Raw genomic sequence first — 23,158 nt, forward strand, 5'->3', positions numbered from 1 at the left:
ATCGCCGGCAGCGGCTTCTAGCGTGCAGGGTCACTCATCATCCTGGTCCTTGTCCTTGGCGGTCAGCAGCCAGGTGATGAATTCGAAGAAGCCGGCCCAGCGGGCGGGGAGGCGGCCGGCAACGAACGCCTCCCGGTCGCCCAGGTCGAAATCCCAGACGCCGCCGCTGTCCTTGTCCAGCAGGTAGCCGCCTTCACCTTGCAACGAGGTGAAGGCGACGAAGTTCTCTGGCAACTCCCAGACTTCATGAATGAACTCGGTGCACATCAGGATTTCATCACTGGGCCCGTCGATATCCATCAGCACTTCGTAGCTCGCCCGGCTTTCGAAGTCGGCGGGGTGACAGGCCAGATAGATCTGGGCGAACTCGCTGTCCAGGGCAATCCCCAATGTTGCCAACGCTCGGGTGACCTCGGCGGTGTCGGGGCGCGGGCGGAAGCGGGGCTGGGCTTCGATCAGGCTGACCAACTGCTGGGGAATCATGGGGTGTCCTTGCTGATGTGTGGCCACTTGTCCAAGGGCAGGTGGCCCTGCTGCCGGGCAAAGTGTTCCCGGGCCTGGCCCAGGGTTTTGTGGTTGGGTCCGCTCAGCACATCCAGCGCCTGGCTGCCGTCGTCCTCCCAATGGCAGAGGTCGCAGATCTGGTAGTCGCCCCGCGCCGAGAGGGTTCGATAACCGCAGCAGGGGCAGGCCTCCAGGTACTCGATGTCCGCGCTGACGGCGTAGTCGCCCAGCCCGGCTTCACGCAGGCAGCGCATCAGGTAGTGGTGGGTCACGCCGCGGTATTCGGCGCGCAGGGCGATCAGCAGCAGGGCGTCGTAGCGCGGGGCCTGCGGGTCTTCCGGGGGCTCCGGCTGCGCCCTGAGCTGTTGTTGCAGGCTGGGTGGGAGTGCGGCGAACTCAAGGTCGTCGCTGTCTATTCCCCACCAGTTCAGGAGGTGGGAGGCGCGGGCGGCGGCGTCGAGGCCGGGCAACCGCTGGCGGCTGAGGAGGTCGATGGCGGCGGTGGCGGTCAGTTTTTTCATCGGGCTCGGTGGTAGTGCAAGGGTCATGGCCAGGCCAGGGTCAACTGATCGGGGCGCTCCAGAGGGATCTGCACGCTGACACCGGAGGTCGACTCGGCATAGAGGTGTCGGTCCTGGATCTCGACCCGGTTGAAGGGATTGGTGTCCCTCAGGACCAGCAGCCAGATCAGGGCCTCAGAATCTTTCTCCTGCAATGCCAGGAAACCATCCCCGCCATGCGCGGCACACTCGCCGGCCCGGGCCTGCAAGGCGCCGTTGCCGGCGACGCACAGCGCCAGGGTCGCAAGGCCCTCGCCGTCCTGATGAGCGTCGCAGTCCGAGGCCGGCAGCCACACCTTGTTGATCAGTCGGGGATGCTCATGGGGCAGCTCGAACAGGCAGTAGAAGCCCGAGCCCAGGGCGAGTGAGTTATCCCTGGGGTAGCGTTCGTCCTGCCATCGTTGCTGGATGAGCTGGCGATCTTCATGGCCGGGCATGTGACATTCCTTGTCCGCTGGGTCGTGCCGCTGTTAGGGCACCAGATAGCCTTTGACCCCGGTGAAGATGATCTGCGCCGCCAGGGCGCAGACGAACAGTCCCATCAGCCGGCTGACGATCTGCAGGCCCTGGTCGCCAAGGATGCGCTCGATGCGGTTGGACAGGTACAGCACCACGCCCACGGTGAGGCTGGCCAGGGCGATGCTGAGAATGGCGGTGAGCTTGTCGTCCCAGTGGGGCTGGCTGACCCCCATCACCAGCAGGGCGCCGATGGTGCCCGGGCCCACGGTCAGGGGAATGGTCAGCGGCACGATGGTCACGTCCTGTTGCACGTTGTCGGTCTGTACCGCCGACTTGCCCTGGGCCATGCCCAGGGCCGAGATGAACAGCACGCTGCCGGCACCGATGCGGAAGGCGTCCACGGTGATGCCGAACACGCTGAAGATCACCCGCCCGAACAGGTACAGCAAGACGCTGGAGATCAGGGTAGCCAGGGCGACTTTCCAGGCCAGGCGTCGGCGCTCCTTGGAGGAGTAGCCGCGGGTCAGGCTGATGAAGCATGAGAGGACGAAGAACGGGCTATAGAGCACCAGCATCTTCAGGTAAACGCTGAACAGCACGTGGAGCATGGCGGGAGCTCACGACTAGGGAGGGCGAGCCAGAGTTTAACAGGCGCCGCGCAGGCTGTCGGCTCAACTGGTGTGCGCGGTGCTGCGCTCGCGCAGGTCGCGCTGGGTGACCCAGTGCTCCACCAGCTCGCGCAGTTGCGACAACTCCACCGGCTTGGCCATGTGCCCGTCCATGCCGGCCTGGCGCGCGCGCTCCTTGTGCTCGGCGAGGATGTGCGCGGTCAGCGCCACCACCGGGGTGCGCACCCGTTGGTTGCCGACTTCCCAGGCCCGCAACTGCTGGGTGGCGGAGAAACCGTCGAGCACCGGCATTTCGCAGTCCATGAGCACCAGGTCGTAGCGCTTGGCCTTCATGGCCTGCAAGGCCTCTTCGCCGTTGCTGGCGGTGTCGGGCTGCAGATTGAGCTTGCCCAGCATGCCGCGGATGACCTTGGTGGAGATGCTGTTGTCTTCGGCCACCAGGATGCTGAAGTCGCTGGGAACGGTGATCGGCGCCGGACCCGGTGCCGGGTTCAGGGGCATGTTGTAGGGCGCGGTGGGGGCCTTGTCGCGTTGGCTGAGCTCGTCGGCCAGAGTGGTCTTGAGGGTGTAGCCGGCCACCGGCTTGGCGAGGATGCGCTTGATCCCGGCATTGCGCGCAATCACCTTGCTCGGCGCGTTGCTGATGCCGGTGAGCATGATCAGCAGGATGTCGTGGTTCAGGCTCGGGTCTTCCTTGATCTTCGCTGCCAGCTGCATGCCGGTCATGCCGGGCATGTTCTGGTCCAGCAGCACCACATCGAAATAGTCCCGCAGGTGCGCCTTGGTCCGCAGCAGGGCCAGGGCTTCCTTGCCCGAAGGCACGGCGCTGACGTTCAGGCCCCAGGCGCTGCATTGCTGCACCAGCACCTTGCGGCAGGTGTCGTTATCGTCCACCACCAGCACCCGAGCGCCCTGCAAGGGGCCGTCGAGGTCGGCGGTGGGATGTTCCAGGCGCTCGGCGTCCAGGGGCAGGGTCAGCCACAGGGTGCTGCCCTGGTTGGTGCCGCTCTTGATGCCGAATTCGCCGTGCATCAGCAGGATCAACTGGCGGGCGATCACCAGCCCCAGGTTGCCCCCCAGGCGGGTGGTGGCGAGGAAGTTCTTGCTGTGCAGTTCGGTGTGCAGCAGCGCTTCGCGCTCCTCGGTATCCATGGGCTGGCCGCTGTCTTGTACGGCAATGCGCAGGCGCGGTTTGCTGCTGCGCTCGTCGAGGGCGACGACGATCAGCACTTCGCCTTCGTCGGTCTTCTTCAGGGCGTTTTCCAACAGGCTCAGCAGGGCCTGGCGCAGGCGCGTCGGATCGCCGCTGATGACCCGCGGCACCTGGGGCTGGATGAAACTGATCAGCTCGACGTTCTGCTGTTCGGCCTTGGCCCGGAAGATACTCAGGCAATCCTCGATCAGGGCGTTGAGGTCGAACTGCACGTCGTCCAGTTCGATCTGCCCGGACTCCAGCTTGGAGATGTCGAGGATCTCGTTGATCAGGGTCAGCAGCTCGTTGCCGGCACTGTGAATGGTCTGCACGTAATCACGCTGCTTGACCGACAGTGGGGTGCCCAGCAGTAACTCGGTCATGCCCAGCACGCCGTTCATCGGCGTACGGATCTCGTGGCTGATCTTGGCCAGGAACTCGGCCTTGGCATTGATCTCGGCGGTGCTGGCGGCCAGGTCGCGACTGACACTGAAGCGGTTCTCGGTGATGTTGCGCTGGCGCTCGCCCAAGGCAATGCTCATCAGCAACCCGGCGATGCACACCACGCTCAGCAGGGTGACGATCAACCCTTGCGGCGCTACCAGGGTCAGGCCCAGCAGCGCCGGGAGAATCACCAGGGTGCCGAGGTTGAAAATCACCATGGCGGTGACGAACAGCCGGGCCGGACGATAGCCCTGGTGCCAGTGGTAGGCGCCAACGAACAGCATGCTCAGGCCGGCCAGGGCCACCAGGCCGTAGGTGATGATGTTCAGCGGCAGGGTGTTGACGAACAGCAGCAACAGACCGAACAGGCCGATCAGCAGAATATTGCCCAGCAGCAAGCGGTTCAGCGGGTGCGGGCCCAGTGGAGCGAAGAAGCGGTAGGCGAACATCATCCCGCAGGGCGCGGTCAGCAGCAGGGCCACGTAGGCGCCCGGTGTCTGCAACGCTTGCCAGTCCGGTAACCAGGGACCGAGCAGGTTCAGCAGCATCAACAGGCTGAGGGTCAGCAGGCCTTCACAGGCTGCCAGCCACAGGCTGCTGCGTGAGCGGGTGTAGGCGAAGCGGGTGAGGTTGTGCAGGATCAGCATCGCCAGGCAGCCGAACAACAGGCCGTAGATCAGTGTCTGGCTCTGGTCGGCGGCGCTCATCACTGCCGATTGCAGGGTGATGTAGGGACGCAGTTCATGTTCGGACACCAGGCGCAGATAGACGTCCAGCGGCTTGGCACTTTGCGGCAGTGGCAGCATGAAGTCGCTGCTGGGCAAAGGCTTTTGGGCTTGCGACTGGCTGGCGCCGGTGTTCACTTGTTCGATCAGCTTGTCGCCGTCGAGCACGTAGAGATTCAGGTGGGACAGGTCGGGGGCGAAGATCCGCAGGATCTGCTCGTGGGTTCCCGGTTGGAGCTTGAAGCGCAACCACAGGGCGCCGTCGGGTTCGGCTGCGGTCAGTTTGTCCAGTTCGATGGGGCTGAATTGGTTGGTGTAGCGCGGGGAGCGGATATCACTGAGCTGCAGGTCGGCCTGTTCGTCGAGCAAAACCGCCCAGCCACTGCCTTGAGCGGCCAGGGCCGGATTCAAGCAGAGCAAGGTCAGCAATGTGACGGTGAAGCCTAGGGCGGTCCTGAGCCAGCGCACGGCGAAATCCCTTCATTGGTTGATGCCTGATTATAACTATGCGCGGCGTGATCACCGCACGGCAAGGGCGCGAGGCCCTTGCCGGGGGGCGCTGGCAGCTTTACTCCTGGCCGCGCTCACGAGCAATGGCACGGTAGCCGATGTCGTTGCGGTAGAAGCAGCCCTGCCAGTCGATCTTGGCCGCCAGGCGGTAGGCTTGTTGCTGAGCGGCATCGACGCTGTCACCCATGGCGGTGGCGCAGAGCACCCGGCCGCCGGAGGTCACGACCTGACCGTCCTTGAGTGCGGTGCCAGCGTGGAACACTTTGCCTTCCAGTGCAGCGGCGGCGTCCAGGCCAGTGATGGCCGCGCCCTTGGCATAGTCGCCAGGATAGCCGCCGGCGGCGAGGACGATGCCCAGGCTTGGACGTGGGTCCCACTGGGCTTCGACCTTGTCCAGGGCCTGGGCCAGGGCGGCTTCCACCAGCAGTACCAGGCTCGATTGCAGGCGCAGCATCACCGGTTGGGTCTCCGGGTCGCCGAAGCGGCAGTTGAACTCGATGACTTTCGGGTTGCCGGCTTTGTCGATCATCAGACCGGCATAGAGGAAGCCGGTGTAGACGTTGCCTTCCTCGGCCATGCCGCGAACGGTGGGCCAGATCACCAGATCCATCACCCGCTGGTGCACTTCTGAAGTGACCACCGGTGCTGGCGAGTAAGCGCCCATGCCACCGGTATTGGGGCCAGTGTCGCCGTCGCCGACGCGTTTGTGGTCCTGGCTGGTGGCCATGGGCAGCACGTTCTTGCCGTCGACCATGACGATGAAGCTGGCTTCCTCGCCGTCGAGGAACTCCTCGATGACCACGCGGGAACCGGCATCACCGAAGGCATTGCCGGCCAGCATGTCACGCACGGCTTCCTCGGCTTCGGCCAGGGTCATGGCGACGATCACGCCTTTACCGGCGGCCAGGCCGTCGGCCTTGATCACGATCGGCGCGCCTTTTTCCCGCAGGTAGGCCAGGGCCGGCTCAATCTCGGTGAAGTTCTGGTAGTCGGCGGTCGGGATCTTGTGGCGCGCGAGGAAGTCCTTGGTGAAGGCTTTCGAGCCTTCCAGCTGCGCGGCACCGGCAGTCGGACCGAAGCAGTCCAGGCCGCGGGAGCGGAACAGGTCGACCACGCCCGCCACCAGCGGCACTTCCGGACCGACGATGGTCAGAGAGACGTTCTTCTCAGCGAAATCCGCCAACTGCTCCAGGGCCAGGACGTCGATGGCGACGTTCTCGCACTTGGCTTCGATGGCGGTACCGGCGTTGCCGGGGGCAACGAATACTTTTTCGACCCGTGGGTCCTGAGCGACTTTCCAGGCCAGGGCGTGTTCGCGACCGCCGCTACCAATGATCAGTACATTCATTTCAAAAACCTCGGATGACGCTAATTCTGTTTTGGAACCTGAAGCGCTGCACGCCTCAGGAGGTTGCAATGACAGAGGTAGATGCAAGGCGGAGCCCACCTCGATGAGCGCAGTTGCCTGTTGGCAATGAGCGTCATCGGGGTGGGCTCCAACGCAGCAGATGCCGGTGTCAGTGCGACCGTTGTCGTATCAGTGACGGAAGTGGCGCATGCCGGTGAACACCATCGCAATGCCAGCCTCGTCAGCTGCGGCAATCACTTCGTTGTCACGCATCGAGCCGCCTGGCTGGATCACTGCAGTGATGCCGACCTTGGCCGCGTTGTCGATGCCGTCACGGAACGGGAAGAAGGCGTCGGAAGCCATCACTGCGCCCTGCACTTGCAGGCCGGCGTGTTCGGCTTTGATCGCAGCGATCCGCGCCGAGTTCACGCGGCTCATCTGGCCAGCGCCGACACCGATGGTCTGGCGGTTCTTGGCGTAGACGATGGCGTTGGATTTGACGTATTTGGCGACTTTCCAAGCGAAGATCAGGTCGTGGATCTCTTGCTCGGTCGGGGCGCGTTTGGTCACGACTTTCAGATCATCGGCGCTGATCATGCCGATATCGCGGCTCTGCACCAGCAGGCCACCGTTGACGCGCTTGTAGTCCCAGGCCGGTACGCGGTCTGCCGACCACTGGCCACAGGCCAGCAGGCGCACGTTGGCTTTGGCGGCGACAATGGCGCGGGCTTCTTCGCTGACGCTCGGGGCGATGATCACTTCGACGAACTGACGCTCGACGATGGCCTTGGCGGTTTCGGCATCCAGTTCGCGGTTGAAGGCGATGATGCCGCCGAAGGCCGATTCGGTGTCGGTGGCGTAGGCCAGTTCGTAGGCCTGGCGGATGCCGCCTTCAGCGTCCGGGCTGACCGCCACGCCGCACGGGTTGGCGTGCTTGACGATGACGCAGGCCGGCTTGACGAAGCTCTTCACGCATTCCAGGGCGGCGTCGGTGTCGGCTACGTTGTTGTAGGACAGCTCCTTGCCTTGCAGCTGGGTGGCGGTGGCGATGCCGACTTCGGCAGGCTTGGCTTCCACGTAGAACGCCGCGCTCTGGTGCGGGTTCTCGCCGTAGCGCATTTCCTGGGCCTTGATGAACTGGCTGTTGAAGGTCCGCGGGAATTCGCTGCGGCCGGATGTCGAGAGGGTCTCGGCGGCCTGGTTCACGGTGCCCATGTAGTTGGCGATCATGCCGTCGTAGGCGGCGGTGTGTTCGAAGGCCTTGAGCATCAGGTCGAAACGCTGGGCGTAGGTCAGGCCACCGGCCTTGAGGCTTTCCAGGACGCCGGCGTAGTCGCTGGCATTGACCACGATGGCCACGTCCTTATGGTTCTTGGCCGCCGAGCGGACCATGGTCGGGCCGCCGATGTCGATGTTCTCGATGGCGGTCGGCAGGTCGCAGCCGGGCTTGGAAATGGTGGCTTCGAAGGGGTAGAGGTTGACCGCCACCAGATCGATGGGCTTGATCCCGTGCTCGTTCATGATGGCGTCGTCGATACCGCGACGACCGAGGATACCGCCGTGGATTTTCGGGTGCAGGGTCTTGACCCGGCCGTCCATCATTTCCGCGAAACCGGTGTAATCCGCGACTTCTACTGCGGCCACGCCGTTGTCCTGCAGCAGTTTGAAGGTCCCGCCGGTGGAGAGGATCTCCACACCGAGGGCTTCCAGCTCCTTGGCGAATTCGAGGATCCCGGTCTTGTCGGAAACACTGATCAAGGCGCGGCGGATCGGCAGGCGGGTAGTCTGGTCGGTCATCTCAATTTCCATCAAAAGCAAAGGAGTCAGCAAAAAAGGCGACCGTTTTTTACGCGGGCGCCTTTCTGGTTTGATTGAATGCTTACAACAAATCGTACTGCTTGAGTTTCTTGCGCAGGGTGCCGCGGTTCAGACCCAGGAGTTCGCTGGCCTTGGTCTGGTTGCCCTTGACGTAGTTCATCACGCTTTCGAGCAACGGAGCCTCGACTTCGGAGAGCACCAGGTTGTACACGTCCGTGACGGCAGCGCCCTCAAGGTGGGCGAAATAATTGTGCAGCGCCTTCTCGACACTCCCGCGAAGGGTCTGGCCTTCTTCGCTGGGGGTATTGAGGTGCTGTTTCAAATTCACGTTGTCGCTCACGGGTGCAGTTCCACTCACTAAAGTCTCGGTCATCATCGTCATGCGGCCACCCCCTCTCCGTCCCCTGTTTCCAGGCTCTTGTAACGTCCGGCAAAGAACTCACGAACGTTGGCGCATTGTGCTTCCGTATCTTCCAAACGATTGAAGTGGGCGCGAAACTCCCTGGCGCCCGGCAGGGTTGCGAGATACCAGCCCACATGCTTGCGCGCAATGCGGACGCCCATGACCTCCCCATAGAAGGCATGCAGCGCGGCCAGGTGCTCTAGCAGAATACGTTCCACCTCGAACAGCTCCGGTGCCGGGAGGGTTTCACCGGTACGCAGGAAGTGTTCGATTTCACGAAAAATCCATGGCCGCCCCTGGGCGGCCCGGCCGATCAACAACCCGTCGGCCCCGGTGGCGTGCAATACCTGCCGGGCCTTCTCGGGCGAGTCGATATCGCCGTTGGCAAAGACCGGAATCGACACCGCCTGCTTGATCGCGGCAATGGTGTCGTACTCGGCTTCACCGGTGTACAGGTCGGCCCGGGTCCGACCGTGGACCGCCAGTGCCGTGATGCCCGCCTGCTCGGCGATCTTCGCCACCGTCAGGCCGTTCTTGTTCTGCCGATCCCAGCCGGTGCGGATCTTCAGGGTGACCGGTACATCCACTGCGGCCACCACCGCCTGGAGAATCTCGTTGACCAGGGCTTCGTCTTTCAGCAACGCGGAACCGGCAGCCTTGTTGCAGACCTTCTTCGCCGGACAACCCATGTTGATATCAATAATCTGTGCGCCCAACTCGACGTTGGCGCGGGCGGCGTCTGCCAGCATCTGTGCATCGCCACCGGCAATCTGTACCGAGCGTGGCTCGGGATCGCCTTCGTGGATCATGCGCAACCGCGATTTGCGGCTGTTCCACAAGCTCATGTCGCTGGTGACCATTTCCGAGACTACAAGGCCCGCGCCCAACTGCTTGCAAAGCTGACGAAAGGGCTGGTCGGTGACCCCCGCCATCGGGGCGAGAATCAAGCCGTTGTGCAATGTATATGGGCCGATGCGTACCGCCGACATAGGACTTCCCTGTTGTGGGGCCGGATCATGAGAGTTCGAAAAAGGGTTGGCATGATACCCGCTCTCGATGACCGGATAAAGGCTGAATTGGATAAAATCTGAACAGTTCTTCCGTTATCGCCCGGTGATCAATCTGAGCGATACAGTCATAAATCTGTCGTCAATCCAGAGTTGTCCGTTAGTCTGATCAGCCGATTCACTCGGGCGAGTGGAAACTCAGACTGTAGTTCACCGCTTTCGGTCCTGGGTCGAGAATATCCAGGGCGATGTGAATCGGCGTCTGCGGTGGCATTTCCGCCACATCCTGCATCTCGCCGCCCAGGTACTCCCCGGGTTTGAAACTGCGGCTGGCAATCAGGTGGCCGTTGAGGTCGGCGAAGCGCAGCTCCAGCAGAGGGAAGGGTTGGGAGAAGGGCGCTCGGTTATAGATGATGGCGTCCACCACCAGCGCCCCGCTGAATTCCGGGTGGCTGCGTACCACCAGGTTGCTGCTCTTGATTCGGGCGATATCCACCCGGGATGGCACCGTACAGCCGAGCTCCGGGCACAACTCCTGGAACCACGGCCGGTACTGGTCCTGGCGTGCGAGCTCGTCGAAGTGATACGCGACGTATTGTCCGACCAGGCCGCCGGCGGCCAGCAGGATCAGCAGCAGCCAGAGCAGGCGCCGGCCCCAGGGCGAGCGGCGTTTCTGCCAATCGAGGTGGATCGGATCGTCCACCAGGTCCAGCAGTACATCCTCCTTGACTCCGGGCTCGCTGCGTTCGCGGCGTTTCTTGCCGGGGGAGGCTGCTGGCGATGGTTCGTCGTGTTCGTCGGCGTCTGTGGACACCTGGGCCTCGAAGGGTTCCAGGTCGTCGTCATGGCGCAGTTTCGGCGTCTTTGGCTCGTCATCCAGATCCGCCAGGTTGAAGGACAGCGAAGGCTCGGTGCGACTGGGGCGGGCCGGCTCGGGGGCGCTGTCGTCCTGATGCGTCTGGGCCTTGAGGGCGGCGGGCTCGGACTCGTCGTGTTCACTGGCGCTGCCGAACAGGCCGTCGGGCCAGTGGGCTTCGTCGGCGCCCTGAGGGTCGCGACGGGCACTGAGGCTGTCTTCCTGGTGTTCGCGTTCCTGGCCAAAGGCCTTGGCCGGCTGGATCTCCCGTTGCTCGAGCTTGGCCAATTCCTCGTCGAGGTCCAGGTGATCCAGGTCCATCTCGGCGGCCGACCATTGTTTCTGGCTGATGGCACGCTGGGGAGGCGCCGCCGCCGGCGTTGGTGCGGGGGCGGGCGGCTGCTCGGGTTTAGGCGGCGCAGCGGGCGCGGGTGCCGGTTTCGCCGCCGGCCTGGACGTTGCGTTTTCCTTGGCGGCGCGCTGCTCAAGCAACTGCCGCGCGGCGTTGAACACCTGCAGGCAGGAGCCACAGCGAACCACCCCGCGGGCCACGCTCAACTGAGCATGGCTGACACGGAACCTGGTTTGGCAATGCGGGCACTGGGTGACGAAACTGTCGGTCATGCGGCCATCCGGATTATGCAGGCGGCCATTCTAGCGCCGACGGCCGGTGATGCGCACCCAGCCATCGAGGGTGGCGATCGGATCCAGATCGAAGTCCTGGGCATAGGCCGCAGCCACCTCTTCGCCTTGTTCGGCGAGGATGCCGGAGAGTGCCAGGCGTCCTCCGGACTTCACCAGGCCGGACAGTTGCGGGGCCAGGGAGACCAGCGGGCCGGCCAGGATATTGGCCACCAGCACATCGGCCTGTACTTGTGGCAGTTGCTCGGGCAGGTACAGCGGGAACAGTTCGTCGGCAATACCGTTGCGCCCGGCGTTGTCGCGGGAGGCTTCCAGTGCCTGGACATCGATATCGGTGCCGACCGCTTGCTTGGCGCCCAGCAGCAGGGCAGCGATGGCGAGGATTCCCGAGCCGCAACCAAAGTCCAGCACATTGCAGTCCTTGAGGTCCTGGCCGTCCAGCCACTCCAGGCACAGCGCGGTGGTCGGGTGGGTGCCGGTGCCGAAGGCCAGGCCCGGGTCCAGCAGCAGGTTGACCGCGTCAGGCTCCGGTGCGGCGTGCCAGCTTGGAACGATCCACAGGCGCTGGCCGAAACGCATCGGCTGGAAGTTGTCCATCCAGCTGCGTTCCCAGTCCTGGTCCTCGATGACTTCGCTGTGGTGCTCGGGCAACGGGCTGCCGGTCAGCAGTTCCAGATGAGCGAGCACGCTGGCGGCTTCAGTGCCGCCTTCGAACAGAGCCAGCAAGTGAGTGTGGGACCACAGTGGCGTGGTATTGAGTTCGGGTTCGAAGATCGGCTGATCCTCGGCGTCCATGAAGGTGACCGAGACGGCACCGACTTCAAGAAAAGCGTCTTCATAGGTTTCGGCTTGTTCTGGGCTGATGGCGAGACGGACTTGCAGCCAAGGCATGGCGGGCACCTTTGAAAATATGTGATGTGCAGCCTAGCGGGCCGCGAGAAGCGCGCAAGTTTACGCGAGACGACCCGCAGGAGCGAGGGGGACGCCTAGTTCTTGCTCGCGTTGGCCGTTGATCGGGGAGTGCACGCAATGGCCGCTGTGCGGTTGGCGGGCAAAGGGGCGCGCAGGGGCAAATGACAGATACGACAAGGCCGCTCGAAAGCGGCCTTGTCGGTGTGGCGAGTGCCGATCAGTGTTGCTCGGCCAGCTTGTGCTCGAGGTAGTGAATGTTCACGCCCCCTTTGCAGAAGCCTTCGTCACGGGTCAGATCGCGGTGCAGCGGGATGTTGGTCTTGATTCCGTCGACGACGATTTCGTCCAGCGCATTGCGCATGCGCGCCATGGCTTCGTCACGGGTCGCCCCATAGGTGATCAGCTTGCCGATCAACGAATCGTAGTTCGGTGGAACCGCGTAACCGCTGTACAGGTGCGAGTCGACGCGCACGCCGTTGCCGCCCGGAGCATGGAAATGCTTGACCGTGCCTGGGCTTGGCATGAAGGTTTTCGGGTCTTCGGCGTTGATCCGGCATTCCAGGGCGTGACCGCGAATGACCACGTCATCCTGGGTGAACGACAGCTTGTTGCCGGCGGCGATGCTGAGCATCTCCTTGACGATGTCGATACCAGTGACCATTTCCGAAACCGGGTGCTCTACCTGCACGCGAGTGTTCATCTCGATGAAGTAGAAGCGGCCGTTCTCGTAAAGGAACTCGAACGTACCGGCACCGCGGTAGCCGATGTCGATGCACGCCTTGACGCAGCGGGCGAAGACTTCCTGGCGCGCAGTCTCGTCGATGCCCGGTGCCGGCGCTTCTTCGAGGACTTTCTGGTGACGACGCTGCAGCGAGCAGTCGCGGTCGCCCAGGTGGATGGCGTTGCCCTGGCCGTCGGACAGCACCTGGACTTCCACGTGACGTGGGTTGGTCAGGAACTTCTCCAGGTAGACCATCGGGTTGCCAAACGCCGCGCCGGCTTCGGAACGGGTCAGCTTCGCCGAGGCGATCAGGTCTTCTTCCTTGTGCACCACGCGCATGCCGCGACCACCGCCGCCGCCAGCGGCCTTGATGATCACCGGGTAGCCGACTTCACGGCCAATGCGCAGGGCGGTTTCTTCGTCTTCCGGCAGTGGGCCGTCGGAACCTGGAACCGTAGGAACACCCGCCGCGATCATGGCGTGCTTGGCGGAAACCTTGTCGCCCATCAGGCGGATGGTTTCAGCTTTCGGGCCGATGAAGGCGAAACCGGAGTTTTCCACCTGTTCGGCGAAGTCGGCGTTTTCCGCCAGGAAGCCGTAGCCAGGGTGGATTGCCGTAGCGCCAGTGACTTCAGCGGCCGCGATGATGGCCGGAATGTGCAGGTAGGACTGCGCGGCTTGCGCAGGCCCGATGCAGACGGATTCGTCCGCCAGGCCCAGGTGCATCAGCTCCTTGTCGGCCTTGGAGTAGACGGCGACGGTCTTGATCCCCATTTCCTTGCAGGCACGCAGGATCCGCAGGGCGATTTCGCCGCGGTTGGCGATCAGGACTTTTTCCAACTTCGCAGGCTTCAACATCAAAGACTCTCCGCGGTTCAAACGATGGTGAACAGCGGTTGGTCGTACTCAACCGGCTGGCCGTCTTCGACAAGAATGGATTCGATCACACCGCTGGTTTCAGCTTCGATGTGGTTCATCATCTTCATCGCTTCGACGATGCACAGGGTGTCGCCCTTCTTCACGCTCTGGCCGACTTCAACGAAGGCTGGCGAGGTAGGCGAAGACTTGCGGTAGAAAGTACCGACCATTGGCGAGCGGGCCACGGTGCCGTTCAGCGCAGGTGCGGCGGGGGCGGCAGGAGCAGCGGCGGCGGCCGGGGCGGCAGCGGCAGGTGCAGCTACGGGGGCGGCAACCGGAGCCGGTGCGTAGTACTGCTGGGCTGGAGTCTTGCTGTGGCGGCTGATGCGCACGGACTCTTCGCCTTCCTTGATCTCCAACTCGTCGATGCCGGACTCTTCCAGCAGTTCGATCAGTTTCTTAACTTTACGGATATCCATGAATCATCAACTCCCAAGGGTCGGTCAGGGGCGTTTAGCTTGTTGTTCAAGCTGCTCTAGTGCGGCCTCCAGGGCCAGTCGGTAACCGCTGGCGCCAAGGCCGCAGATCACTCCCACCGCAACGTCGGAGAAGTAGGAGTGATGGCGGAAAGGTTCGCGTTTGTGCACGTTGGACAAATGCACTTCGATGAATGGGATGCTCACTGCCAGCAGCGCGTCACGTAATGCGACGCTTGTATGTGTAAAAGCTGCTGGATTGATCAAAATGAAGTCCACGCCTTCATCGCGGGCGGCATGGATACGTTCGATCAATTCGTACTCGGCATTGCTCTGCAGATACTGCAGATGGTGCCCGGCATCACGGGCCCGCTGCTCCAGGTCCTGGTTGATCTGGGCCAGGGTGGTTGCACCGTAGACCCCCGGTTCACGGGTGCCGAGCAGGTTCAGGTTGGGGCCGTGAAGCACCAGTAGGGTGGCCATCGGTTGTTCCTTGTTATCGGGGTGCTGTTGTCAGAACCCGGCGACTATGCCGGAAAGACTTTATGACTGTCCAGTTCTCTGCAATAGCCAGCACGATGACCGATGTTTGCGCAAAATATGTGACCAAGCACTTAAATCCGGTCATTTGCCTGCAGGGTGAGAGCGCTGCACTCCCGGCCAGCCGTTTCGCCGATGATGGGGCGTTTGTCAGGGAAAACCGGGGCGCAGGCAGAGCTTAGACGCGGAAGGCTTGCACCGCCGTATGCAATTGTCCCCCGAGGTCCAGCAAGTTCTCGCCCTGGGCCCGGCCTTCGCCGATGCGCAGCAGGTTGTCGCCGCCCAACTGATGGATGCGCTCGCTGTGGTCGCGGATCTCGCTGACCGCGCCGCTTTGCTGGGCGGTGACATCGGCGATGCGCACGGCGGTGTCGGCAATGGTCTGGATCGCCCCAACGATTTCGTCCAGGGCACCGTCGGCGGCCTGGGCCTGGCTGGCGGTGGCTTCGGCGTGTTCCACCTGGGCACGCATGCCTTGCACCGATTGTTGCGCGGCGGCCTGCAGGCCAGCGATCAGGGTCTGGATCTCTGCCGTAGCGCCGGCGGTACGCTGGGCCAGGGAGCGCACTTCTTCGGCGACCACGGCAAAGCCGCGGCCCATTTCCCCGGCGCGAGCGGCTTCGATGGCGGCGTTGAGGGCCAGCAGGTTGGTCTGTTCGGCAATGGAGCGGATCACGGTCAGCACGCCGCCAATGGTGGCGGACTCCTGGGCCAGGTGCTCGATCATCTGCGCGTTGCCCTGTACCTCACCCACCAGGGCGTGCAGCCCGGTCAGGCTCAGGCCTATGACTTTCTGCCCCTGTTGCACCGCAAGGCCAGCGCTGCGGCTGGCATCGGCGGCCTGGCTGGCGTCACCGGCAACCTGCTGGATGGTGGCTTCCAGCTCCCCCAGGGCATCGCGGATCTGCGCGGTATCGCCGGCCTGGCGCTCGGCCCCGCTGTGCAGGCCGCTGCTGAGGTCAGCCAGGGCGCGGCTGCTGCCGGCCACTTGCTCGGCGTTCTGGCGAATGGTGCCCACCAGATCCACCAGGTAGGCCCGCAGGCGATTGAGGGATTCTTCGATGGCGTGCAGTTCGCGGTTGGTCTTGCCCAGTTGGATCGGTCGGCTGAAGTCGCCTTCGGCCCAGGTCGACAGCGCCGGGGCCAGGTTGGTCAGGACCCGGGCCAGCTTGCGCTGCAAGGTGTCGATGACCAGGGCGATCAGCAGGATCAGGCCGATCATCAGCCCCTGGATCAGCCGTACCTCGCCCTGGATCTGACCGTGCTGGGCCCGCACCGCCGGTTCCAGCTCGGCGATGGCCTGGCGCACGGCGGTGATCTTCAGCAGGGTCGCGGCACTCAGGTCGGCGCGTTTCTGGATCTGCTCGCGGGTGCGCTGCAGTTCCGCCGGGTAGCGGTTGAGCAGGCTGTGGAGTTCGCGCTTGAGGCCGATGCCGGCGTCTTCGGCAGTGGCTTTCTGGGTGTTTTCCAGGCCCATCAGGGCGGCAAAGTCATCGGTGCCCGATTCGCTGCTGGCGGCCACCCCTAATAAAGGCAGGGTTTCGAGCCGGTCGGCCTGGGCCTTGATGTTGTTGACTTCGCGTTCGACATCGGCGGCCAGTTCGCTGCGGCCGCTGCTCACCAACTTGTCCCGGGCCAGGGACAGTTTGCCCAGGTGCTGCGCAGCGGTGAGCAGCAAGGGCAGGTAAGTGGCGCCTTCTGCGGTCTTGGTCCCGCTGGCGTACTGGCTGAGCTGTTCCAGGTTGGCCCCCAGCTCCCGCTCGGCCTGCAGCAGCAGGGCCTGGGGATCGCCGGCCAGCTTGCCCGCGGCCAGCAGGTCGGTCTTGCTGAAGTCATCGAGGCTGGCCAGGCTCGGGCGCAAGCTTTGCGCGAGTTGCGGCGGCAGCTCGGTCAGTTCGCCTTGCACGGCCTCAATGGCCTGGGCTGCGCTACTCAGGCGCAGGGCGTCGCCGCTGGCCAGGTAGTCTTCGATATTGCGCGCTACCTGATTTTGAAACTGCTGGGACAGTCCCAGGTAGCGCTCCATCAGCAGATAGGGGCGCTCCAGGGCTCGTTGTGACCACCAGAGCGTGGCCCCCAGGGCCAGGCAGACGGCAACTAACAGCAGAGTATTGAGATTGGTCAGCAGCTTCAGGCGCATCAGGGCTCTACCAACGGCAAAAATGGTAAGCGCCTGAATTTATTGCGTTTGCATTACAAGGTTATGACCGAATCTGTGGATTCGGATGAAAAGATGGCACTTTGACTTGATTGCCGTGCGGCCTGCACTCGGTTGCGACCGCCGTGCTTGGCGCGGTACAGCGCCTCGTCCGCCTGGCTGGCCATCATCAGGCTGTCGGAGTCTTCTTGCATCTCCACCACGCCGGCGCTGAAGGTGCACCACAGGTCTTGAGGCTGGGCCGGGTAATGGATCTCGGCAAAGCGCTGGCGGATTTCGTCCAGAACCTTGCAGGCGGCGTCCTGATCGGTGTCGGGCATGACGATGGCAAACTCTTCGCCGCCGTAGCGGCCGATGAAGTCGGTCTTGCGCAGACGCTGCTTGAGAAACAGCGCCAGGCTCTTGATCACCCGGTCGCCCATGGGGTGGCCGTGGCTGTCGTTGACCCGCTTGAAGTGGTCGATGTCGAGCATGGCGAAGCTCAGCGGCTTGCCCTCGCGGCGGGCGCGGAAGCTGCAGTCTTCCAGCAGTTGCAGAATGTGGGTGTGGTTGTACAGGCCGGTGAGGCTGTCGCGGACCATCCGTGCCTTGAGGTTGCGCGCCCGGGCGGCGCGGTTGCGCACGGTGGTGATCAGGTGCCGCGGCTTGATGGGCTTGGTGAGGAAGTCATCGCCGCCTTCGCTCATGGCGTCCAGTTGCTTGTCCAGGTCGTCCTCGGCGGACAGGTAGATGATCGGCACGCTGACATAACGGTCGTTGTGGCGGATCACCTTGGCCAGCTCGGTGCCGGTGCAGGCCGGCATGTACATGTCGAGGATGATCAGGTCCGGCTGGAAGTCCGCCAGCTCGGCCATGGCCTGGATCGGTTCGATCAGGGTGCGGGTGACGATCCCGGCGCTGTTGAGCAGGCGCTCGGTATGCAGTGCCTGGGCCCGGGAGTCGTCGATGATCAGCACTTTATAAGGCTCGTACTGGGCGACGCAGGTCAGCACTTCGATCTTTTCCAGCAGGCTGGAAGCTTCCAGGGTGCCAGTCAGGAACTCCTGGCCGCCGGCGCGTACTGCCGCCAGGCGAGTCGGGGTGTCGGTTTCATGCAGGCTGAAGAACAGCAGCGGCAGTTTCTGCTCCAGGCCGACCTGGGCTTCGGCTGCCAGGGTCAGGCCCATGCCGGGGCCGCAGAAGTCCACATCAATGACGATGGCCGCGGGCAAACGCTCGACCATGGACGAACGAAAGGCGGCGATGCTGTCCAGGGACTGGGCTGTGAGGCCAAAGAACTCCAGTTGCTTGGCCAGGCGCTCGGCCCGGTCGTGATCCTGCAACATTACGTAGATGGGTTTGCGCAACGGCGGCAGGAAGGTCTGTTCCAACTGGTCGCCGTGGCGCAGGCCGGTGCGCGACAAACGCTGCATCAAGCGATTGAGGTCGGTGATCAGGTTGCTGCTCAGGCGACCGCGATTGGCATCGACAGCCTCCAGCGATTGGCTGATGCTGCGGGCCAGTTGGGTATGTTCGGGTTGCTCGAAGCGTTCAGCGAAACGCAGCAGGCGCAGGTTGGCTTCACACAGTTCCGACATGTCGGTGGTGGACCATTCGCTGCGTTGCAGACGCTGCCATATCTCAAGAATCTGACGTGCCTGATGAATTACCCGCTGGGCAAAGTGGTGCTTGAGGCGCTCACGGCTGGGGTCTTCTGGCTCGGTCATATCCTGACTACTAGGTAGGGTGCATGCTGAGGTCGACTGGTGGCTCTATGCTAGCACCACTTTTGTGTCCCATGAGTGTCGTACGTCAATAATGTGCAAGGCGGGGTTATTCAGTTCCTGACCCACTGGTCGCATAGGCTCTGGAGTGTGCTTCATTTATAGTGACCGCCTGATTCGCAATCATTGCGCGGCGCGCATTTGCCGGAAGATATATCCCGTCAAGGCAAGGCACGATGGAGTAGGGTTGTGGTCGAACCGATGAACCCAAGTGATTGAAAGGACATAGCCATGCTGGATTGGAAGAATCGCGCAGGTAGCGCGCCGGATCGTGCTGCCGAACCCAAGTCGGCGACACGCAGCTATTTCGGTGGCCTGCTGTTCAGTCGTGCCCTGGCCACCTTGCTGGGCCTGTACCTGTTGGTCACGGGCGGCCTGGGCTGGTACTGGAGTCAGGAACCTGCGCTGTTCCCGGTCCAGCAGAACGCCCAGATCGCTGCCGAGAAGGAAGGCCGGCAGATGGTGGTGGGCTACACCACCGTGGAAACCCTGAAGACCGTGGTCGGTACCTTGCTGGACAAGCCGGGTGGCTATATCTCCAACGACCGTTTTCCACCGGGCCTGTGGATGGACAACATGCCAAGCTGGGAATATGGCGTGCTGGTCCAGGTCCGCGACCTGACCCGCGCCTTGCGCAAGGACTTCGCCCGCTCCCAGTCGCAGTCCGCTGAAGACTCCGACCTGGCCAAGGCCGAACCGCGCTTCAACTTCGACAACAAGAGCTGGGTGCTGCCGTCCAGCGAGTCCGAGTACCAGGACGGCATCAATTCCCTTAGCCGCTACCAGGCTCGCCTCTCCGATCCAAACCAGAAGACCGCGCAGTTCTATGCCCGTGCCGACAACCTCAACAACTGGCTGGGTGATGTAGGGACGCGCCTGGGCTCGCTGTCGCAACGGCTGTCGGCCAGTGTGGGCCGGGTCAAGCTCAACACCGCACTGAAAACCGAAGTGCCGGCCCCGGGCCAGGGCCCGCAGGTGGATGAAGAAGTGGTGGAAACCCCATGGATGCAGATCGATAACGTCTTCTACGAAGCCCGTGGCCAGGCCTGGGCGCTGTCGCACCTGCTGCGTGCGATTGAAGTGGACTTCGCCGACGTGCTGGCGAAAAAGAACGCTACGGTCAGCGTGCGTCAGATCATCCGCGAACTGGAGGCCTCCCAGGAGCCGGTCTGGAGCCCGATGATTCTCAATGGCAGCGGCTTCGGCGTCCTGGCCAACCACTCGCTGGTCATGGCCAACTATATTTCCCGAGCCAACGCAGCGGTCATCGACTTGCGCCAACTGCTCAATCAAGGCTGATCCATGGTTGCGACCACCAATGAGGCGGCCCATCGCGCCGCCTCCGACGCTGAAGAAATAGCCTGGGTCGATGGCGAAGACCAACTGCTGGGGGCCATGGTCCGCTCGGAGCTGCGCGAGCGCGGCCTGATCGGGCGTGGCACCTACATCATGCTGTTCAATTCTGCCGGTGAGCTGTGCGTGCACCGGCGCACCCTGAGCAAGGCCATCTACCCGGGCTATTGGGATGTTGCCGCCGGTGGCATGGTCCTGGCGACTGAAAGCTATGCCGAATCCGCCGCCCGGGAACTGGAAGAGGAACTGGGGGTGAGCGGCGTCGAACTGACTGCCCATGATCACTTCTTTTTCGAGGACACCGGCAACCGTCTCTGGTGTTCGGCGTTCTCTGCCGTGTGGGACGGTCCGCTGCGTTTGCAGCCGGAAGAAGTCCTGGAAGCGCACTTCATTCCCCTGGATCAGGTGCTGCGGGAAATCCACGAAAAGCCCTATTGCCCGGACTCCCTGGCCGCCTTGCAACGTTATCTGGCCCGACGTCGTTAAAGTTGCATAAATTGACGCTGATTGGCTCTTAGCAACCGGGCTTTTTGCCGTTACACTGCGCGACTTTTCAAGCTGAACCGATGCTGCTTCTTAAACAAGGGCGCCCGGCTCAGTAGCGCTGCCCCTGCCTGAGTGGGGCTTCGCGGTCGATGGCACCGCCATGTGCTTCGACCAGTCTTTGTCCTCCCAAGAGGATTGCCGGTGGCCAAAAAAGCCGCATCCTTCGCCGCCCTTGGTGGCCTGGTGTTTTCCACCGACGCAGGTCGACATTGCCCGGACTGTAGCCAGCCGGTGGCCGCCTGTATCTGCAAACAAACCGTGATTCCGGCCGGCGACGGCATTGCCCGCGTGCGTCGCGAGAGCAAGGGCCGTGGCGGCAAGACGGTGACCACCATCACCGGCGTGCCTCTGGCCGAAGACGCCCTCAAGGAGCTTGCTACCACGTTGAAGAAACGCTGTGGCACCGGTGGCGCCTTGAAGGACGGCGTCATTGAAATCCAGGGTGACCATGTCGAGCTACTCTTGGCGGAACTGGTCAAGCACGGTTTCAAGGCGAAGAAGTCCGGCGGCTAGCAGCCTCTGTGAAAACCACCTCTGACTGGACGCTGTCTTGATTGGCTCAGGACGCAGGTGTCGTCTCCATGGTTTTCACAGAGCCTGTTCATGAACGGTTTCTAAACTCAGCACGGCAGGCGCGGTCTATTGCGCTTGCAGGCTAATCGTCATTTTCATTCTTTAGACTGCGCCGACCCCGAATTGGGGCGGCGCTCTATGACTTCTTTATAGGGGACTTCGATGTCCGTACGACGCACACGTAAAGACGATGGCAGCCAATGGACCGTTGCGGACAGCCGCAGTGTCTACGGGATTCGCCATTGGGGGGCCGGGTATTTCGCGATCAATGACGCCGGTCGCGTCGAAGTTCGCCCGAATGGCCCGAGCAGTTTGCCCATCGATCTGTTCGAGCAGGTCGAGGAGCTGCGCAAGAGCGGCTTGTCCCTGCCGTTGCTGGTGCGCTTCCCGGACATCCTCCAGGACCGTGTACGCCAGCTGACCGGCGCTTTCGACGCCAACATCGCGCGCCTGGAATACCAGAGCAAGTACACCGCCCTGTACCCGATCAAGGTCAACCAGCAAGAAGCGGTGATCGAGAACATCATCGCCACCCAGAACGTCTCCATCGGCCTGGAAGCCGGCTCCAAGCCGGAACTGCTGGCGGTCCTGGCCCTGGCGCCCAAGGGCGGCACCATCGTCTGCAACGGGTACAAGGATCGTGAGTTCATTCGCCTGGCGCTGATGGGCCAGAAGCTTGGCCACAACGTGTTCATCGTCATCGAGAAAGAGTCCGAAGTGGGCCTGGTGATCGAGGAAGCGGCCTCCCTCAAGGTCAAGCCACAGGTGGGCCTGCGGGTGCGTCTGTCGTCCCTGGCGTCGAGCAAGTGGGCCGACACCGGCGGCGAGAAATCCAAGTTTGGCCTGTCGGCGGCGCAGCTGCTGTCGGTGGTGGAGCGCTTCCGCGCCGCCGGCCTGGACCAGGGCATCCGCCTGCTGCACTTCCACATGGGCTCGCAGATCGCCAACCTGGCGGACTACCAGCACGGTTTCAAGGAAGCCATCCGCTACTACGGCGAGCTGCGCAACCTCGGCTTGCCGGTGGATCACATCGACGTCGGCGGTGGCCTGGGCGTGGACTACGACGGCACCCACTCGCGCAACGCCAGCTCGATCAACTACGACATGGACGACTACGCCGGCGTGGTGGTGGGCATGCTCAAGGAGTTCTGCGATGCGCAGAACCTGCCGCACCCGCACATCTTCTCCGAGAGCGGCCGTTCCCTGACCGCCCACCACGCCATGCTGGTGGTGCAGGTGACCGACGTCGAGAAACACAACGACGACGTGCCGAAGATCGAAAACAAGGAAGAGCTGCCGGAAACCGTGCAATGGCTGGTGGACCTGCTGGGGCCGACCGACATCGAGATGGTCACCGAAACCTACTGGCGCGCCACGCATTACATGAGCGACGTGGCGGCCCAGTATGCCGACGGCAAGCTGACCCTGGCCGAAAAAGCCCTGGCCGAGCAGTGTTACTTCGCCGTGTGCCGTCGCCTGCACAACTCGCTGAAGGCACGTCAGCGTTCCCACCGCCAGGTGCTGGACGAACTCAATGACAAGCTGGCGGACAAGTACATCTGCAACTTCTCGGTGTTCCAGAGCCTGCCGGACACCTGGGCCATCGGCCAGGTGCTGCCGATCCTGCCGTTGCACCGTCTGGACGAAGAGCCGCTGCGTCGCGCGGTGCTGCAAGACCTGACCTGCGACTCCGACGGCAAGATCAAGCAGTACGTCGATGAGCAGAGCATCGAGACCAGCCTGCCGGTTCATGGTCTCAACGAGGGCGAGGACTACCTGCTGGGGATCTTCCTGGTGGGCGCCTACCAGGAAATCCTCGGCGACATGCACAACCTGTTCGGTGACACCGACTCGGTGAACATCTACCAGCGGCCCAATGGCAGCGTGTACCACGCCGGGATCGAGACCCACGACACCATCGAAGACATGCTGCGTTACGTGCACTTGTCGCCGGAGGAGTTGATGACTCATTACCGCGATAAAGTGGCCAGCGCCAAGATCAGCGCCGCCGAACGCACCCAGTTCCTCGACGCCTTGCGCTTGGGCCTGACCCGCTCGTCCTACCTGTCGTCCTGAAGGCCCGGGCATCCCCAGTGATGCCTGTTCCGTCCCGGCACAAAGCCGCGCCCTGCGATGGAGGGCGCGGCTTTTTTTTGAACGG

Annotated in this window: 20 protein-coding genes; 4 read left to right on the forward strand and 16 right to left on the reverse strand. The window is 63.0% G+C overall.

All coding sequences use genetic code 11. From position 1 onward, the window contains the following. Positions 1–30 precede the first annotated feature (30 nt). From J5M73_RS15165 to J5M73_RS15240, 16 genes are all read right to left on the reverse strand, one after another. The gene (locus tag J5M73_RS15165; protein WP_102862986.1) at positions 31–483 is read right to left on the reverse strand and encodes an SMI1/KNR4 family protein; all 453 of its coding nucleotides are present in this window, start codon (positions 481–483) and stop codon (positions 31–33) included. After that, positions 480–1,025 (reverse strand): CPCC family cysteine-rich protein, encoded by a 546-nt coding sequence (locus J5M73_RS15170; RefSeq protein WP_102862987.1) that lies wholly within the window; start codon positions 1,023–1,025, stop codon positions 480–482. The genes J5M73_RS15165 and J5M73_RS15170 overlap by 4 nt, the downstream gene beginning before the upstream one ends. 23 nt (positions 1,026–1,048) lie before the next feature. Further along, positions 1,049–1,501: a hypothetical protein gene (locus J5M73_RS15175; RefSeq protein ID WP_060837336.1), complete on the reverse strand. Its 453-nt coding sequence runs from the start codon at positions 1,499–1,501 to the stop codon at positions 1,049–1,051. Positions 1,502–1,534: 33 nt separating this feature from the next. Beyond that, positions 1,535–2,131 (reverse strand): MarC family protein, encoded by a 597-nt coding sequence (locus J5M73_RS15180; RefSeq protein WP_102862988.1) that lies wholly within the window; start codon positions 2,129–2,131, stop codon positions 1,535–1,537. A gap of 63 nt (positions 2,132–2,194) precedes the next feature. After that, complete coding sequence (locus J5M73_RS15185; protein ID WP_102862989.1) at positions 2,195–4,981, reverse strand: hybrid sensor histidine kinase/response regulator; 2,787 nt, start codon at positions 4,979–4,981, stop codon at positions 2,195–2,197. A gap of 100 nt (positions 4,982–5,081) precedes the next feature. Next, positions 5,082–6,371: a phosphoribosylamine--glycine ligase gene (purD, locus tag J5M73_RS15190; protein ID WP_102862990.1), complete on the reverse strand. Its 1,290-nt coding sequence runs from the start codon at positions 6,369–6,371 to the stop codon at positions 5,082–5,084. A 189-nt stretch (positions 6,372–6,560) separates the two neighbouring features. Further along, a complete protein-coding gene (gene purH / locus J5M73_RS15195) occupies positions 6,561–8,168 on the reverse strand; it encodes a bifunctional phosphoribosylaminoimidazolecarboxamide formyltransferase/IMP cyclohydrolase (RefSeq protein WP_102862991.1) in 1,608 nt (535 codons plus the stop codon). Between the two features lie 82 nt (positions 8,169–8,250). After that, positions 8,251–8,571, reverse strand: a complete 321-nt coding sequence (fis, locus tag J5M73_RS15200) for a DNA-binding transcriptional regulator Fis (protein WP_007921650.1) — start codon at positions 8,569–8,571, stop codon at positions 8,251–8,253. After that, positions 8,568–9,581 (reverse strand): tRNA dihydrouridine synthase DusB, encoded by a 1,014-nt coding sequence (gene dusB / locus J5M73_RS15205; RefSeq protein ID WP_016968220.1) that lies wholly within the window; start codon positions 9,579–9,581, stop codon positions 8,568–8,570. Before dusB ends, fis begins: the two co-directional genes overlap by 4 nt. A 196-nt stretch (positions 9,582–9,777) precedes the next feature. Further along, positions 9,778–11,079, reverse strand: coding sequence for a DUF3426 domain-containing protein (locus tag J5M73_RS15210; protein ID WP_102862992.1), 1,302 nt, complete (start codon positions 11,077–11,079; stop codon positions 9,778–9,780). Between the two features lie 30 nt (positions 11,080–11,109). Beyond that, the gene (gene prmA, locus J5M73_RS15215) at positions 11,110–11,988 is read right to left on the reverse strand and encodes a 50S ribosomal protein L11 methyltransferase (RefSeq protein ID WP_102862993.1); all 879 of its coding nucleotides are present in this window, start codon (positions 11,986–11,988) and stop codon (positions 11,110–11,112) included. A gap of 238 nt (positions 11,989–12,226) precedes the next feature. Further along, positions 12,227–13,588, reverse strand: coding sequence for an acetyl-CoA carboxylase biotin carboxylase subunit (accC, locus tag J5M73_RS15220; protein WP_015633996.1), 1,362 nt, complete (start codon positions 13,586–13,588; stop codon positions 12,227–12,229). 17 nt (positions 13,589–13,605) lie between these two features. Continuing rightward, complete coding sequence (accB, locus tag J5M73_RS15225; RefSeq protein WP_015633997.1) at positions 13,606–14,067, reverse strand: acetyl-CoA carboxylase biotin carboxyl carrier protein; 462 nt, start codon at positions 14,065–14,067, stop codon at positions 13,606–13,608. A 24-nt stretch (positions 14,068–14,091) separates the two neighbouring features. Further along, entirely contained in the window at positions 14,092–14,547 is a 456-nt protein-coding gene (aroQ, locus tag J5M73_RS15230; RefSeq protein ID WP_025130565.1) for a type II 3-dehydroquinate dehydratase, read from the reverse strand. A gap of 235 nt (positions 14,548–14,782) precedes the next feature. After that, positions 14,783–16,744 (reverse strand): methyl-accepting chemotaxis protein, encoded by a 1,962-nt coding sequence (locus J5M73_RS15235; protein ID WP_102862994.1) that lies wholly within the window; start codon positions 16,742–16,744, stop codon positions 14,783–14,785. Positions 16,745–16,797: 53 nt separating this feature from the next. Continuing rightward, a complete protein-coding gene (locus J5M73_RS15240) occupies positions 16,798–18,468 on the reverse strand; it encodes a PleD family two-component system response regulator (protein ID WP_102862995.1) in 1,671 nt (556 codons plus the stop codon). 288 nt (positions 18,469–18,756) lie between these two features. Here J5M73_RS15240 and J5M73_RS15245 point away from each other — a divergent pair, with 288 nt between their 5' ends. The 4 genes from J5M73_RS15245 to speA all read left to right on the forward strand — a co-directional run bounded on the left by J5M73_RS15245 (position 18,757) and on the right by speA (position 23,073). Continuing rightward, positions 18,757–19,824 carry a DUF2333 family protein gene (locus J5M73_RS15245; protein ID WP_102862996.1) on the forward strand — a complete coding sequence of 356 codons (1,068 nt, stop codon included), beginning with the start codon at positions 18,757–18,759 and terminating at the stop codon, positions 19,822–19,824. 3 nt (positions 19,825–19,827) lie between these two features. After that, positions 19,828–20,364 (forward strand): NUDIX hydrolase, encoded by a 537-nt coding sequence (locus J5M73_RS15250; RefSeq protein ID WP_092319250.1) that lies wholly within the window; start codon positions 19,828–19,830, stop codon positions 20,362–20,364. A 201-nt stretch (positions 20,365–20,565) separates the two neighbouring features. Then, positions 20,566–20,937, forward strand: coding sequence for a translation initiation factor Sui1 (locus tag J5M73_RS15255; RefSeq protein ID WP_015634001.1), 372 nt, complete (start codon positions 20,566–20,568; stop codon positions 20,935–20,937). Between the two features lie 222 nt (positions 20,938–21,159). Beyond that, positions 21,160–23,073 (forward strand): arginine decarboxylase, encoded by a 1,914-nt coding sequence (speA, locus tag J5M73_RS15260; protein WP_102862997.1) that lies wholly within the window; start codon positions 21,160–21,162, stop codon positions 23,071–23,073. Positions 23,074–23,158: the final 85 nt, after the last annotated feature.

This window comes from Pseudomonas sp. 50_B (assembly GCF_017491625.1).
GTDB classification, from domain to species: Bacteria; Pseudomonadota; Gammaproteobacteria; order Pseudomonadales; family Pseudomonadaceae; genus Aquipseudomonas; species Aquipseudomonas danubii.